11 protein-coding genes are annotated in these 15,125 nt (G+C 58.4%); 1 reads left to right on the plus strand and 10 read right to left on the minus strand.

All coding sequences use genetic code 11. The features are described from left to right. Positions 1 to 309: 309 nt before the first annotated feature. Positions 310 to 621: an NGG1p interacting factor NIF3 gene (locus ACN1C3_RS29280; protein ID WP_419119198.1), complete on the minus strand. Its 312-nt coding sequence runs from the start codon at positions 619 to 621 to the stop codon at positions 310 to 312. Between the two features lie 9 nt (positions 622 to 630). Further along, positions 631 to 4,527 (minus strand): phosphoribosylformylglycinamidine synthase, encoded by a 3,897-nt coding sequence (purL, locus tag ACN1C3_RS29285; RefSeq protein ID WP_419119199.1) that lies wholly within the window; start codon positions 4,525 to 4,527, stop codon positions 631 to 633. 286 nt (positions 4,528 to 4,813) lie between these two features. Between purL and mltF the strand changes: the two genes are divergently transcribed. Beyond that, the gene (gene mltF / locus ACN1C3_RS29290; RefSeq protein WP_419119200.1) at positions 4,814 to 6,274 is read left to right on the plus strand and encodes a membrane-bound lytic murein transglycosylase MltF; all 1,461 of its coding nucleotides are present in this window, start codon (positions 4,814 to 4,816) and stop codon (positions 6,272 to 6,274) included. A gap of 125 nt (positions 6,275 to 6,399) precedes the next feature. On the opposite strand, the gene pdxJ is transcribed toward mltF, so the two are convergent. From pdxJ to lptF, 8 genes are all read right to left on the minus strand, one after another. Then, positions 6,400 to 7,143: a pyridoxine 5'-phosphate synthase gene (gene pdxJ / locus ACN1C3_RS29295; protein ID WP_419119201.1), complete on the minus strand. Its 744-nt coding sequence runs from the start codon at positions 7,141 to 7,143 to the stop codon at positions 6,400 to 6,402. Between the two features lie 49 nt (positions 7,144 to 7,192). After that, positions 7,193 to 7,882, minus strand: coding sequence for a DNA repair protein RecO (gene recO, locus ACN1C3_RS29300; protein WP_419119202.1), 690 nt, complete (start codon positions 7,880 to 7,882; stop codon positions 7,193 to 7,195). Positions 7,883 to 8,051: 169 nt separating this feature from the next. Next, on the minus strand, positions 8,052 to 8,954 hold the full coding sequence (era, locus tag ACN1C3_RS29305; protein ID WP_419119203.1) for a GTPase Era: 903 nt from the start codon (positions 8,952 to 8,954) through the stop codon (positions 8,052 to 8,054). Next, a complete protein-coding gene (gene rnc, locus ACN1C3_RS29310) occupies positions 8,947 to 9,636 on the minus strand; it encodes a ribonuclease III (protein ID WP_419119204.1) in 690 nt (229 codons plus the stop codon). The genes era and rnc overlap by 8 nt, the downstream gene beginning before the upstream one ends. Positions 9,637 to 9,865: 229 nt before the next feature. Then, positions 9,866 to 10,720, minus strand: a complete 855-nt coding sequence (gene lepB / locus ACN1C3_RS29315; protein WP_419119205.1) for a signal peptidase I — start codon at positions 10,718 to 10,720, stop codon at positions 9,866 to 9,868. Positions 10,721 to 10,725: 5 nt separating this feature from the next. Further along, entirely contained in the window at positions 10,726 to 12,525 is a 1,800-nt protein-coding gene (lepA, locus tag ACN1C3_RS29320) for a translation elongation factor 4 (protein ID WP_419119206.1), read from the minus strand. A 170-nt stretch (positions 12,526 to 12,695) separates the two neighbouring features. Then, the gene (gene lptG, locus ACN1C3_RS29325) at positions 12,696 to 13,757 is read right to left on the minus strand and encodes an LPS export ABC transporter permease LptG (RefSeq protein ID WP_419119207.1); all 1,062 of its coding nucleotides are present in this window, start codon (positions 13,755 to 13,757) and stop codon (positions 12,696 to 12,698) included. Next, complete coding sequence (gene lptF / locus ACN1C3_RS29330; protein ID WP_419119208.1) at positions 13,750 to 14,871, minus strand: LPS export ABC transporter permease LptF; 1,122 nt, start codon at positions 14,869 to 14,871, stop codon at positions 13,750 to 13,752. The genes lptG and lptF overlap by 8 nt, the downstream gene beginning before the upstream one ends. Positions 14,872 to 15,125: the final 254 nt, after the last annotated feature.

Below are 15,125 nucleotides of genomic sequence, written 5' to 3' on the forward strand. Positions count from 1 at the left end.
CGGATACATTAGCGCAAGCTCGATTTACCGTTCATCGTTGCTGGGTGGCAGAAGATGGGCTGACCATACATTTGCTTCCTTTGGGCTGGGCCGGCACTCCGGCGTTTGCCAAAGGGAGGCGCCGTAAGGGCGAAACCATAAGTCGCCGTTACCGCAGAAATGGATATGTACACCAGCAAGAGACAGGCCGGCTGTCAGGCCGCCTCGCGAGCAAGCTCGGCTCCTACATTAGATCTGCATACACCCACACAACAAAAAACCCGCTGAACCGGTAAAGGTCAGCGGGTTTTTCATGTGGCACCGATCAGATCAAAAATCTTCCAACCGCCACACTTCATAAGCCGGCGTCTCATAGGGATGGCTCTGCTTAAGCGCCATCACCACCGCGCGGATCAACTCATTGGCCACCACCAGCTCAACCTTCCACTCCTCAACCTGCTCGACCCGACCGGTTTGCCCGAGAAACGGCCGACTGCCATCCAACGGACGAAACTGGCCTTGGCCCAACACCTGCCATGAACACTGATCATAAGCACCGATCCGTCCGCCACCGGCGGCGAATACAGCGCTTTTAACCACCTCAACATGGCTCGCAGGAACAAAAAAGCTGAGCTTGTACATGACTCGACCTTAGTTCACCCACACCCGAGCATTACGGAACATGCGCATCCATGGCGCGTCTTCGTTCCAGTCTTCCGAGCGCCAGGAGTTCTGCACGGCACGGAACACCCGCTCAGGGTGCGGCATCATGATGGTCACGCGACCGTCGCGGCTGGTCAGCCCGGTGATCCCGCGCGGCGAGCCGTTCGGGTTGGCCGGGTATTTTTCAGTGACCTTGCCGTGGTTGTCGACGAAACGCATCGCTACACAACCGGACAGGTCGGCTTCGAGCAGTGCCTCTTCGCTTGCGAATTCGGCATGGCCTTCGCCGTGGGCGATGGCGATCGGCATACGCGAACCGGCCATGCCTTGCAGGAAGATCGAGTTCGACTCCTGCACCTGAACCATCGCCACGCGGGCTTCGAACTGCTCGGAACGGTTACGCACGAAGTGCGGCCAGAACTCGCTGCCCGGGATCAGTTCGTGCAGGTTGGACATCATCTGGCAACCATTGCACACACCGAGGGTGAAGCTGTCGTTACGCTCGAAGAAGCCCTGGAAGGCGTCCCGTGCGCGGCTGTTGAACAGGGCCGACTTGGCCCAGCCTTCGCCGGCACCGAGAACGTCGCCGTAGGAGAATCCACCGCAGGCCACCAGACCTTTGAACTCGTTCAGGTCGACACGACCGGCGAGGATGTCACTCATGTGCACGTCGATCGCGTTGAAGCCGGCACGGTCGAACGCCGCCGCCATTTCCACCTGACCGTTGACGCCCTGCTCACGCAGTACCGCCACCTGAGGACGAATGCCTTTCTTGATGTAGGGCGCCGCGATGTCCTGGTTCACATCGAAGCTGAGTTTGACGCTCAGGCCCGGATTGTCTTCTTCCAACAGTACGTCGAACTCTTGCTCGGCGCACTCCACGTTGTCGCGCAGACGCTGGATCTGGTAGCTGGTTTCAGCCCACTGACGTTGCAGCAAACGACGCTGACCATTGAACACGGTCTCGCCATTGAAGCTGATGCTGATTTCGCCGTTGTTGAGCGGCTGACCGATGACCGAGACGCAGTCGCCCAGACCGGCAGCGCTGAACTGCGCGAGGATGTCCGGCGTGGAGTCCTGGCGAACCTGGATCACAGCACCCAGCTCTTCGTTGAACAGAATCGCCGCGATATCAGCCGAGGTTTCCGCCAGACCGTCAAGGTTCAGGCTCAGACCGCAATGGCCGGCGAAGGCCATTTCCACGGTGCTGGTCAACAGACCACCATCGGAACGGTCGTGGTAAGCCAGCAGATGACCGTCGGCGTTGAGGCCCTGGATCACTGCGAAGAAAGCTTTCAGATCTTCCGGATCATCGACGTCCGGTGCCTGTTTACCGAGCTTGCCGTGAACCTGCGCGAGAATCGATGCTCCCATGCGGTTCTGGCCACGGCCCAGGTCGATCAGGATCAGGTCGGTGGTGCCTTTGTCCATGCGCAGTTGCGGTGTCAGGGTCTGACGGATGTCAGTCACTGGCGCGAAACCGGTCACGATCAACGACAGCGGCGAGGTCACGCTCTTATCAACGCCCTCTTCGCTCCAGCGGGTGGCCATCGACATCGAGTCTTTACCGACCGGGATGGTGATGCCCAGCTCAGGGCACAGCTCCATACCCACGGCTTTGACCGTGTCGTACAAACGGGCGTCTTCGCCTGGGTGACCGGCAGCGGACATCCAGTTGGCCGACAGTTTGATGTCGGAAATTTTCCCGATGCGCGAAGCAGCGATGTTGGTCAGGGTTTCGCCGATGGCCATACGACCGGAGGCCGGAGCGTCCAGCAGTGCCAGCGGAGTACGCTCGCCCATGGCCATGGCTTCGCCGGTGTAGACGTCGAAACTGGTGGCGGTGACGGCAACGTCAGCCACTGGAACCTGCCACGGGCCGACCATCTGATCACGAGCGACGAGACCGGTAATGGTCCGGTCACCGATGGTAATCAGGAAGCTTTTGCTGGCCACGGCCGGGTGATGCAGAACGCGCTCGACGCATTCAGCAATTTCCAGGGTGCTTGGATCGAAGTCATCGCCCAACTCGCTTTCGCGAACGGCCGAACGGTGCATGCGCGGGGCTTTGCCCAGCAGCACTTCGAGTGGCATGTCGACCGGGCTGTTGCCGAAGTGGCTGTCGGTGACCGTCAGTTGCGGCTCGGCAGTGGCTTCGCCGACGACGGCGAACGGGCAACGCTCGCGTTCGCAGATCGCCTTGAAGCGTTCGAAGTCGGCCGGGCCGACGGCCAGAACGTAGCGCTCCTGGGATTCGTTACTCCAGATTTCGTGCGGGGCCATGCCCGGCTCGTCGTTTGGAATGTTGCGCAGTTCGAAACGGCCACCGCGGTCGCCGTCGTTGACCAGTTCCGGGAAGGCGTTGGACAGACCGCCCGCACCCACATCGTGGATAAAGCTGATCGGGTTGTGTTCACCCAACTGCCAGCAACGGTCGATGACTTCCTGGCAGCGGCGTTCCATTTCCGGGTTTTCACGTTGTACCGAAGCGAAGTCCAGGTCCGCCGAGCTAGTGCCGGTGGCCATGGAGGACGCCGCGCCGCCGCCCAGACCGATGAGCATCGCCGGGCCGCCGAGCACGATCAGCTTGGAGCCAACGAGGATTTCGCCTTTCTGTACGTGTTCTTCACGGATGTTGCCCATGCCGCCGGCCAACATGATCGGCTTGTGGTAACCGCGCACTTCATCGCCACGCGGAGTGGTGATGGATTGTTCGAAGGTACGGAAATAACCGGTCAGCGCCGGACGGCCGAATTCGTTGTTGAATGCGGCGCCGCCCAATGGGCCTTCGATCATGATGTCCAGCGCGGTAACGATGCGCTCGGGTTTACCGTATGGCACTTCCCACGGCTGTTCGAAGCCCGGGATTTGCAGGTTGGACACGGTGAAACCGGTCAGGCCAGCCTTCGGCTTGGCGCCGCGACCGGTGGCGCCTTCGTCACGGATCTCGCCACCGGAACCGGTGGATGCGCCGGGGAACGGAGCAATCGCGGTCGGGTGGTTGTGAGTTTCGACTTTCATCAGGATGTGTACCGGCTCCTGCACCGCACCGTACTGGCGGGTTTCAGGGTCCGGGAAGAAACGGCCGGCCACGTTACCGACGATCACCGAAGCGTTGTCCTTGTAAGCCGACAGAACGCCTTCGCTGTGCATCACGTAAGTGTTCTTGATCATGCCGAACAGGCTTTTTTCCTGGCTTTCGCCGTCGATGTCCCAACTGGCGTTGAAGATCTTGTGACGGCAGTGCTCGGAGTTCGCCTGGGCGAACATCATCAGTTCGATGTCGTGGGGGTTGCGCCCCAGACCAACGAATGCGTCCACCAGGTAGTCGATTTCGTCTTCGGCCAAGGCCAGGCCCAACTCGCTGTTGGCTTTTTCCAGTGCAGCGCGACCGCCACCCAGAACGTCGATGGCCGTCAGTGGCTTGGGTTCGGCATGGCTGAACAGGCCGGCGGCTTGTTCCAGGTTGCCCAGCACCAGCTGAGTCATGCGGTCGTGCAGGCAGCTGCTGATCAGCGCGGCTTCAGCATCGCTGAACTCACCCGCTACATAGAAGGCAATACCGCGCTCCAGACGCTGGATTTTCGCCAGGCCGCAGTTACGAGCGATATCGCTGGCCTTGCTCGACCATGGAGAGATGGTGCCGAACCGCGGCAACACCAGAAACAGTCGGCCGGTCGGCTCTTGTACTGGCACGCTTGGGCCGTACTTCAGAAGGCGCGCAAGCACCTGCTGTTCGTCGCCGGTCAGGACGCCGGTGACTTCGGCGAAGTGAGCGAATTCAGCATACAAGCCACTGACAGCCGGAACGCATCGGCTCAGTTGCTCAAGAAGTTTGCTGTGGCGAAAGGCAGAAAGGGCAGGAGCGCCGCGCAGGATCAACATCTTCGGGACAGCCTCGGGAAGGGGTGTGCTTTGAGGCCGTGCATTCTAGCCTAAACCGCCCGCGACGGCACCCGAAACGGCACGCCAGGCTTTGGCCGAACGTCGGACCGTGGTCCAACGCCTGTAACCCATGGACATCAAGGCTAATGTGACGGGTTATTTTAACCGTCACATGAGTGCCACAGAGCCTGTTCTTGACGCTTTCAGCCGGGTTTTTCAATCACTAGCAGACATGCCCTTCGCTGTCGAGATATGGCGGTCGCGGTCCTTTGCGTATACTGCGCAGATGTTTTCCCAAACGGCTTTCCGTCCGCGCTGTGCTAAATGGCTCATCGCAACCGGACTCTTCCTGATGCTCAGTGCCTGTGTTGATAAACCCAGCACACTGGAGCGCGTAAAGGAGGACGGCGTACTGCGGGTGGTCACCCGTAACAGCCCCGCCACCTACTTTCAGGATCGCAACGGCGAAACCGGCTTCGAATACGAGCTGGTGAAACGTTTCGCCGAGGATCTGGGCGTCAAGCTGAAAATCGAAACCGCTGACAACCTCGACGATCTTTTCAGTCAGGTAGGCAAACCCAACGGCCCGGTGCTGGCGGCTGCCGGCCTGGTCAGCAGCGAGAAACGCAAGAAACAAGTCAGGTTCTCCCACACGTACCTGGAAGTGACTCCGCAGATCATCTACCGCAACGGCCAGTCACGCCCGACCAACGCGGCCGACCTGGTGGGCAAGCACATCATGGTGCTCAAGGGCAGCACCCACGCCGAGCAGCTGGCGGCCCTGAAGCTGAAATATCCGGGTATCACATACGAAGAATCCGACGCCGTTGAAGTCGTCGATCTGCTGCGCATGGTCGATGAAGGCCAGATTGATCTGACACTGGTCGACTCCAACGAAGTGGCGATGAACCAGGTCTACTTCCCCAATGTGCGGGTCGCCTTCGATCTGGGTGATGCCAGCAACCAGAGCTGGGCCGTGGCTGCTGGCGACGACAACAGCCTGCTGAACGAGATCAATTCATTTCTCGACAAGGTGCAGACAAATGGCACCTTGCAACGTCTGAAAGACCGCTATTACGGGCATGTGGACGTGCTCGGCTATGTCGGCGCCTATACCTTCGCCCAGCATTTGCAGCAACGCCTGCCCAAGTACGAGAAGCACTTCAAGGCATCGGCCAAGGACGAAAAAGTCGACTGGCGACTGCTCGCCGCCATTGGTTATCAAGAGTCGTTGTGGCAACCGGCAGTCACCTCCAAAACCGGCGTTCGCGGCTTGATGATGCTGACTCAAAACACCGCCCAGGCCATGGGCGTGTCCAACCGCCTGGACGCCAAACAAAGCATCAGTGGCGGGGCCAAGTACCTGGTGTATATGAAGGACCAGTTGGACGAGAAGATCGAAGAGCCGGATCGCACCTGGTTTGCGTTGGCGGCCTACAACGTCGGTAGCGGCCATCTCGATGACGCGCGAAAACTGGCCGAGAAAGAAGGCCTTAATCCGAACAAATGGCTCGATGTGAAGAAGATGCTGCCGCGTCTGGCGCAGAAACAGTGGTACAGCAAGACCCGCTATGGCTATGCCCGTGGCGGTGAGCCAGTACATTTTGTCGCCAACATCCGTCGTTACTACGACATCCTGACCTGGGTCACACAGCCGCAGCTCGAAGGCAATCAGGTGGCCGAAGGCAATCTGCATGTGCCGGGCGTGGACAAGACCAAGCCGACTGAAGAAACACCGCCGCTTTAATCTGGCTAGCCGAGATCAAATGTGGGAGCGGGCTTGCTCGCGATGCAAGCAGCGCGGTTTGTCTGAATAACCGCGGTGATGCTATCGCGAGCAAGCCCGCTCCCACACTGGATCTGTGTTGATTCTCAGGCCTTGGCAGCCGCCAGAATCAACGCCTTCATCTCCGCCACCGCCGACTTGAATCCAACGAACAGCGCATGGGCCACCAGCGCGTGGCCGATGTTCAGTTCGTTGATGCCTTTGATCGCCGCGACCGCTTCGACGTTGTGGTAATGCAGACCGTGACCGGCGTTGACGATCAGGCCTTGGTTCAGACCGAAAGCCACACCATCCGCCACTCGCTGCAACTCTTCTGCGACTTCAGTCGGTGTCTGCGCATCGGCGTAACGGCCGGTGTGCAACTCAATCGCCGGTGCGCCGATCCGCCTGGACGCCTCGATCTGCCGCTCATCGGCATCGATAAACAGTGAGACCTCACAGCCAATTTTGGCCAGGCGCTCTACCGCAGCCTTAATCCGCGCTTCCTGCCCCGCTACATCAAGACCGCCTTCGGTGGTCAGCTCCTGACGGGTTTCCGGGACCAGGCAGATATGCGCCGGGCGGATGCGCTCGGCAAAGGCCATCATCTCTTCGGTGACGCCCATTTCGAAGTTCATGCGGGTTTGCAGCACATCCTTGAGCAGCAGTACGTCACGCTCCTGGATGTGTCGGCGGTCTTCACGCAAATGCACGGTAATCCCGTCAGCGCCCGCCTCCTCCGCATCCAGCGCCGCCTTGACCGGATCGGGATAACGAGTGCCCCGGGCCTGGCGCAGAGTGGCAACGTGGTCAATGTTCACGCCAAGAAGAATGCGATTGCTGGTGGTCACGGAAGCGCTCCTGAATAGATGAAGATTCGGCGCACAGCATACGGGGAGACTACGGCTTGCGAAACAACTCGCGACTGACCAATGGCCTACCACCCAGGTGCACGGCCAACGCTTGGCGCATTAGACGCTTGGCGGCGGCGAGCGCTCCTGGGGCAGTCCAGTCAGCTTGCGCCATGGCCAGCAGCTCGATGCCGTTGAATAAGCCTGGCTGCAGCAAGTAGACCCGCTCAAGCCCCGCATCGACCTGCAAGCGATACAGGCCGTCCGCCGCGATGGGGTCACCATGAATGTCGGTGTCCAGTGCAAAGCCGTAACCGAGATCATCCAGCAGGCGCCATTCGAACGCCCGCAGCAATGGCTCAAGCGGGCGGCCTTCGGCTAAGGCGAGCAAGGTAGCGGCGTAGTGATCGAAAACGGCCGGGTGGGGATCTTCAGCAGGTAACAGGCGAATCAGTAATTCGTTCAGGTAGAGACCGCTGAACAGCGCCTCACCATTGAGCCAATTTGAAACACCGGCGCTTTCCATCCGTCCGACGTTTTTCAACTCACCGCGACCACGAAACTCAACTTCCAGTGACACGAAGGGTCGAGCCAGAGTCCCGGCTTTGCCCCGCGCGCTACGCAACACCGCCCGCAGCCGCCCTTGGGGCGTGAGGAAGTCCACCAGCGCGCTGTTTTCGCGGTACGCCCGGCTGTGCAGTACGTAAGCGGGTTGGCCGATGGGTTGGGTTGGGGACATGGAAGTCGCAGATCTCAATGAAGGAGCGCAGTTCTACAAACAACCCAAAACCAATGTGGGAGCGAGCCTGTTCGCGAAAGCGGTGTGACAGTCAACATCAATGCTGAATGTTACATCCTCTTCGCGAGCAGGCTCGCTCCCACAATGGATCAATGTGCTGCCAGACGATTTACAGGTCGCCGTAGCCCAGCGAACGCAGGGCGCGTTCGTCGTCGGACCAACCGCCTTTGACCTTGACCCACAGGTTGAGCATGATTTTAGAGTCGAACAGCAGCTCCATATCCTTGCGCGCCTCGGTGCCGATGCGCTTGATCCGCTCGCCCTTCTCACCAATGATGATTTTCTTCTGGCCATCGCGCTCGACGAGGATCAAGGCGTGGATATGCAGGGTTTTACCCTGCTGCTTGAACTCTTCGATTTCCACGGTGATCTGGTACGGCAATTCAGCGCCCATCTGACGCATGATTTTCTCGCGCACCAGTTCCGCGGCGAGGAAACGGCTGCTCCGGTCAGTGATCTGGTCTTCCGGGAAGAAGTGATCGTTTTCCGGCAGGTGGTCGGCGATCACACGCTCCAGAGCTTCGAGGTTGTGACCGTGCTGCGCCGAGATAGGCATGATCTGCGCGTTTGGCAGCTGTTCTTGCAACCAGCTCAGGTGCGGCATCAGTTCAGCTTTGTCTTCGATGCGGTCCGTCTTGTTCAACGCCACGATGACCGGGCCTTGAACGTACTGAACACGCTCGAGCACCATCTGGTCTTCGTCGGTCCAGCGAGTGCGGTCGACCACGAAGATCACCACGTCGACGTCTTTCAACGCCGCCGAAGCGGTCTTGTTCATGTAACGGTTAAGCGCCTTTTCACCACCTTTGTGCATGCCAGGGGTGTCGACGTAGACCGCCTGAATGGCGCCTTCAGTCTTGATTCCGAGCATATTGTGGCGAGTGGTCTGCGGCTTGCGCGAAGTGATCGCCAGCTTTTGCCCGAGAATATGGTTCAGCAGCGTGGATTTGCCCACGTTGGGGCGGCCGACAATGGCGACATAGCCACAGCGAGTTACAGTTGAATCAGTCATGGCCATTCTCCACGCCTAGGGCAATCAGTGCTGCGGCGGCCGCTACCTGTTCGGCAATACGACGACTCACACCCTGACCTCGGCTTTTTTCATTCAATAAGGTGATTTCGCATTCGACGAAGAACGTCCGGCAATGCGGCTCACCCTGGATATCCACCACTTCGTAACGCGGCAGGTCACAGGCACGCGACTGCAGGAACTCTTGCAGTCGGGTCTTTGGATCTTTGTTGGTGTCGACCAGCGTCAGGCCTTCAAACTCCGATGTCAGCCAGGCCAGCACGCGTTCGCGCGCCATATCCATGCCTGCATCCAGGTAGATGGCACCAATCAGCGCTTCCAGCGCATCAGCGAGGATTGACTCGCGGCGGAATCCGCCACTCTTCAACTCACCGGAACCCAGGCGCAGGTACTCGCCCAGATCGAAACCACGGGCCAATACGGCCAGGGTTTCGCCTTTCACCAACCGTGCGCGCAAACGCGACAATTGGCCTTCGCGGGCAAGCGGGAAGCGGTCAAACAGCGCTTCACCGGCGACGAAGTTGAGAATGGCATCACCGAGGAATTCCAGGCGTTCATTGTTGCGCCCGGCAAAACTACGGTGAGTCAGGGCCAGGACCATCAGTTCCTGATCCTTGAAGGTATAGCCGAGCTGATGCTCGAGACGGCTTAAAGAGACGCTCACGGTTTACCCACACTGAATTCGTGGTCGACTATCACCATCATAGGTGCGAGGCACCGGTGGCCCTCGACAATTAACGCTGTGTTCAAATCCACATCCTGAATATCGTTGACTGCATGCTTCGGGCGACATCCTTGTAAAGATCACTGACGGCGGTGAAACCCACCGCCGTGAAGCGTTCTACAAGACCCAGAAAAGCATTCGGCGCTGTGTTCAACAGCGCCGTGTGTGATTACTTGATCAGGCCAACCCGCGAAAAATTCGGCAGGTGACTGAGTTTTGGTTCGGGCCAGCTCATCCAGACCGCGAAAGCCTTGCCGACAATATTCTGGTCGGGAACCATGCCTAGCAGATCCTTGGGAATACTTGGGTCATCCCAATAGCGACTATCGTTCGAGTTGTCGCGGTTGTCGCCCATCATGAAGTAATGCCCGGCGGGTACGGTCCACTGATGGTCTGGTGTCGCACGGTAGCGACTCATCTCTTTGCGGATCAGGTGCTCGGCAGCGCCGAGTTTTTCCTTATAGAGTTCTGCACTGCCCAGCGTGCCCGGCTCGGAGCCCACCAATTGTTCGGCGATCGGTTGGCCATTAACGAACAGATGCTTGTCGGCGGTGTAGCGAATCACGTCACCCGGAAGACCAACCACACGCTTGATGTAGTTGACGTTCGGATCGCTTGGGTAGCGGAACACCATCACATCTCCGCGCTGCGGCTCACCGACTTCGATGACTTTCTTGTCGATCACCGGCAAGCGGATCCCGTAAGAAAACTTGCTCACCAGAATGAAGTCGCCGACATCCAGGGTCGGTTTCATCGAGCCCGATGGAATCTGGAACGGTTCCACCAGGAACGAACGCAGCACCAGCACAATGAACAACACCGGAAAGAACGACTTGCCGTATTCAACCAGCAGCGGCTCTTTGTTCAGCTTCTCGACCACGACCACATCAGGCTGGCTGACGCTGCCCTGATAAGTGGCGATGGCTGCACGCCGGCGTGGCGCCAGGAAGAGCAGATCGAGCAACGCCAACAGACCGCAGACGGCGACAGCGATGACCAGCAACAGCGGGAAATTTAGTGACATAGGACCTAACTATCCAACCTGAGCACAGCAAGGAAGGCTTCTTGTGGAATTTCCACGTTACCCACTTGCTTCATGCGTTTTTTACCGGCCTTTTGCTTTTCCAACAGCTTGCGCTTACGGCTAACGTCACCACCGTAGCATTTGGCCAGTACGTTCTTTCTGAGAGCCTTGACGGAGGTCCGCGCAATAATCTGTCCGCCAATGGCGGCCTGGATTGCGACGTCGAACATCTGACGCGGAATCAGTTCTTTCATCTTCTCGGTCAACTGGCGACCTTTGTAGTGCGCATTGTCTTTGTGCACGATCAGCGCCAGGGCGTCGACTTTGTCACCGTTGATCAACACATCCAGCTTCACCAGATTAGCTGATTGATAACGATCGAAATGATAATCCAGCGAAGCATAGCCGCGACTGGTGGACTTCAGACGGTCAAAGAAGTCGAGGACCACTTCGTTCATCGGCAAGTCGTAGGTCACCTGGACCTGAGTACCGAGGAACAACATGTCGTGCTGCACGCCACGCTTTTCGATACACAGGGTAATGACGTTGCCCAGGTGCTCTTGCGGCACAAGAATATTGGCGCGCACGATTGGCTCGCGCATGTCTTCGATGGCCGACAGGTCTGGTAGCTTGGACGGGTTATCGACGTAGATCGTTTCGCCGTTCTTGAGCAACAGCTCGAAAATCACCGTCGGCGCTGTGGTAATCAGGTCCAGGTCGTACTCGCGCTCCAGGCGCTCCTGGATGATTTCCATGTGCAGCATGCCGAGGAACCCGCAACGGAAGCCGAAGCCCAGCGCGTCGGAGCTTTCCGGCGTGTACTGCAAGGAAGAGTCGTTCAGTGTGAGCTTTTGCAGGGCTTCGCGGAAGTCTTCGAAGTCGTCGGAGCTGACCGGGAACAGACCGGCATACACCTGCGGCTGAATGCGTTTGAAGCCTGGCAGCACGTCGACGTCAGGGGTCGAACTCAAGGTCAGGGTGTCACCTACAGGCGCCCCATGAATGTCCTTGATACCCGCGATAATGAAGCCCACTTCACCGGCTTTCAGGTCAACGGTAGCGGTATGTTTCGGGTTGAATACACCGACGCTGTCCACCAGGTGGATCTTGCCGGTGGACTTGACCAGGATCTTGTCGCCCTTCTTCACACAGCCGTGGCGCACGCGTACCAGGGAAACAACGCCCAGGTAGTTGTCGAACCAGGAGTCGATGATCAACGCTTGCAGCGGATCTTCGATGTTACCGGTCGGCGCAGGAATGGTGCGAACCAGACGCTCAAGCACTTCGTCGACGCCCAGACCGGTCTTGGCACTGCACTCGACGGCATCGGTAGCGTCGATGCCGATGATTTTCTCGATTTCGTCCTTCACCCGGTCTGGATCGGCCTGCGGCAGGTCGATCTTGTTCAACACCGGCATGACTTCAAGGCCCTGCTCGATCGCGGTGTAGCAGTTGGCGACCGACTGGGCTTCTACGCCCTGGCCGGCATCGACCACCAGCAACGCACCTTCACACGCCGCCAGCGACCGGCTGACTTCATAGGTGAAGTCGACGTGGCCCGGGGTGTCAATGAAGTTCAGCTGGTACTTGATACCGTCGCGTGCGGTGTAATAGAGGGTGACGCTATGGGCCTTGATGGTGATCCCGCGTTCACGCTCCAGGTCCATGGAGTCCAGAACCTGGGCTTCCATTTCGCGCTCGGCCAGGCCGCCGCACATCTGGATGAAGCGATCGGCCAGAGTCGACTTGCCATGGTCAATGTGGGCGATGATGGAGAAATTGCGGATATGACTCAAATCACTCACGGATCAACACTCAAAAAGGCTGCAGGCATAGCCCGCCGAAAAATAGCCGGGAATTGTACCTGATACACGGCGCAAGCGTCACGTTCACCTGTCACCACCCGTGAACGCAAAACGCCCCGATCTTTCGACAGGGGCGTTTTTTATCCAGCCAGCGCGGGGTAAAACCGCTATCAGCCGGCTCGTCGCAACAACCAGATCCCGGTCAGCGCACAGATACCTGCCGGCACCAACACCGCAAACAACGGCGAGAAACCGAACACCAGGCTCGAAGGCCCCAGCAAATCCTGGACAATCCGGAAGGTGAAGCCCACCAGTACACCGGTAAATACCCGCTGACCGAGAGTCACCGATCGCAACGGACCGAAAATGAACGAAATAGCGATCAGCACCAGCGCAGCAGTCACCAAGGGTTGCAGCGCCTTGACCCAAAATGCCAGCCAGTAACGGCCGTTGTTCAAACCCTGATCAGCCAGATAATGGATGTAGTTCCACAACCCGCTGATGGACAGCGCTTCTGGCTCCATGACCACCGTATTGAGCAGCTGCGGACTCAAAGCCACCTCCCAACGCTCCACAGGAAGCGTCACGACCTCCGTGCTGCCATCATGGAACAGCGTGGTGGACACATCGCTTAACTGCCAATGATCCTTATCGAATTCCGCACGTTTGGCAAAACTCGAAGTGAGCATATGGCGCTGATCGTCGAAGCGATAACGGGTCACGCCGTACAGCACACCATCGGGTTGTACGGAGTTGACGTGAATGAATTCATCACCCTGACGGTGCCACAAACCATGCTTGGCACTTTGCGCGTCACCGCTGCCTTGAGCCAGGGAACGATTGGCCTGCGCGATATTTTCCGTGGTCGGCGCGACGTACTCGCCGACCAGTACGCCCACCAGCATCAGTACCAGCATCGGTTTCATCACCGCCCAGACGATACGACCGATGGACACGCCAGCGGCGCGCATGATGGTCAGTTCGCTGGCACTGGCCAGGTTGCCTAGCCCAATGAGACAGCCAATCAAGGCCGCCATTGGCAACATGTCATAGACACGACGCGGGGCGGTCAGCAACACGAAGCTCAAGACGTCGACCAGCGTATAGGTATCGCTGACGTCGCTCATCTCGTCGATGAAGGCAAACAATGACGCCAGACCGAGAATAACCCCCAACACCCCCACAATGGCCGTGAACACACTGCTACCGATGTAGCGATCCAGCTTATCCACGGGCCATCTCCAGCACACTGCGGCGACTCGCCATTTTCAAGCGCAACGCCTCCCAGTACAGCAACCCCAGACCAATGACCAGGAAGAGTGCGTGAACCCACCACAAGCCCAGTGCCGGCGGGATCTTGCCTTTTTCCAGAGCGCCACGAGCGGCAATCAGGATGGTCAGATAAGCCATATAAAGAAGAACCGCCGGAAGCAACTTGAGGAAACGACCCTGGCGTGGGTTGACCCGAGACAACGGCACCGCCATCAAGGTCACGATGAACACCAGCAGCGGCAAGGAAAGTCGCCATTGCAACTCGGTGCGAGAACGCATGTCGTCCTTGCCCAACAGATTTTTGGTCGGTATCGCATCGCGATCGGTCACTTCGTCACTGACATCCGGCTTGGGCAGTAGCACACCATAGGTGTCGTACTTGATGGCACGGTAGTCGGCCTGCCCCGGATTACCATCGTAGCGATAGCCGTTGTCGAGGATCAGGTAACGATTACCGTCTGCCTTGATTTCCTGACGACCCTTTTCCGCCACCAGCACGGAAATGCCGCGATCCTTGCTTTTGTCAGCGGAAATACGTTTTTCCGAGATGAATACGCCGCCCAGATTGGCACGATCATCAGACAGTTGCTCTGTGTAAGTCACTCGCGTGCCATCACGCAAGGCTTGAAAGCGACCCGGCACCAGGGTGTCGAACTCGGTCATTGCATCCTGCTTGTTGAGCAGCAACTGGAACTGGTTCGCACCTTGCGGCGCCAGGCTCAGACTCAGCCATGCCACCACCAGCGCGACCAGCGTCGCCGGAAACAGGGTCATGACCAGCAAACGCTGCTGGCTCATGCCGGTAGCCGAGAGCACGGTCATTTCGCTTTCAAGGTAGAGGCGACCGTAAGCCAGCAGGATTCCGAGGAACAGCCCCAAAGGCAGAATCAGTTGCAGGAAACCAGGCAGACGAAACCCCATGATCAGGAACAGCGAACCCGGGTCCAGGGCGCCGGAAGCTGCCTGAGCCAGGAACTTGATGAAACGTCCGCTCATGATGATGACCAACAGCACACCGCTGACGGCGCTCAGGGTCAACAGCACTTCTCGGGACAGATAACGGAAGACGATCAAACCAGACACTCCAGGGTTGTCAGGCTCAGGCGGCCAAACAAGCAAACGTATCGAGCCGGCTCGTGGAGCTGAGCCGCCGAAAAAGATGGCGCATTATCCTGTGATTGAACCCGCCTGTCACTGCGCATGCTCAAGCTAGCGCGTAAAGCGGCGAATGTTCGTTCATGGGAGGGTTGTCAGCCTCGGGCGGCGAGGTTCAAACTGGCGGCTTTGTCGCTGGCACCTACCGGCGCCTTTCTTTTTATAAAACAGGC

Origin of the sequence: Pseudomonas sp. H11T01 (assembly GCF_048515765.1) — a bacterium.
Taxonomy (GTDB): domain Bacteria; phylum Pseudomonadota; class Gammaproteobacteria; order Pseudomonadales; family Pseudomonadaceae; genus Aquipseudomonas.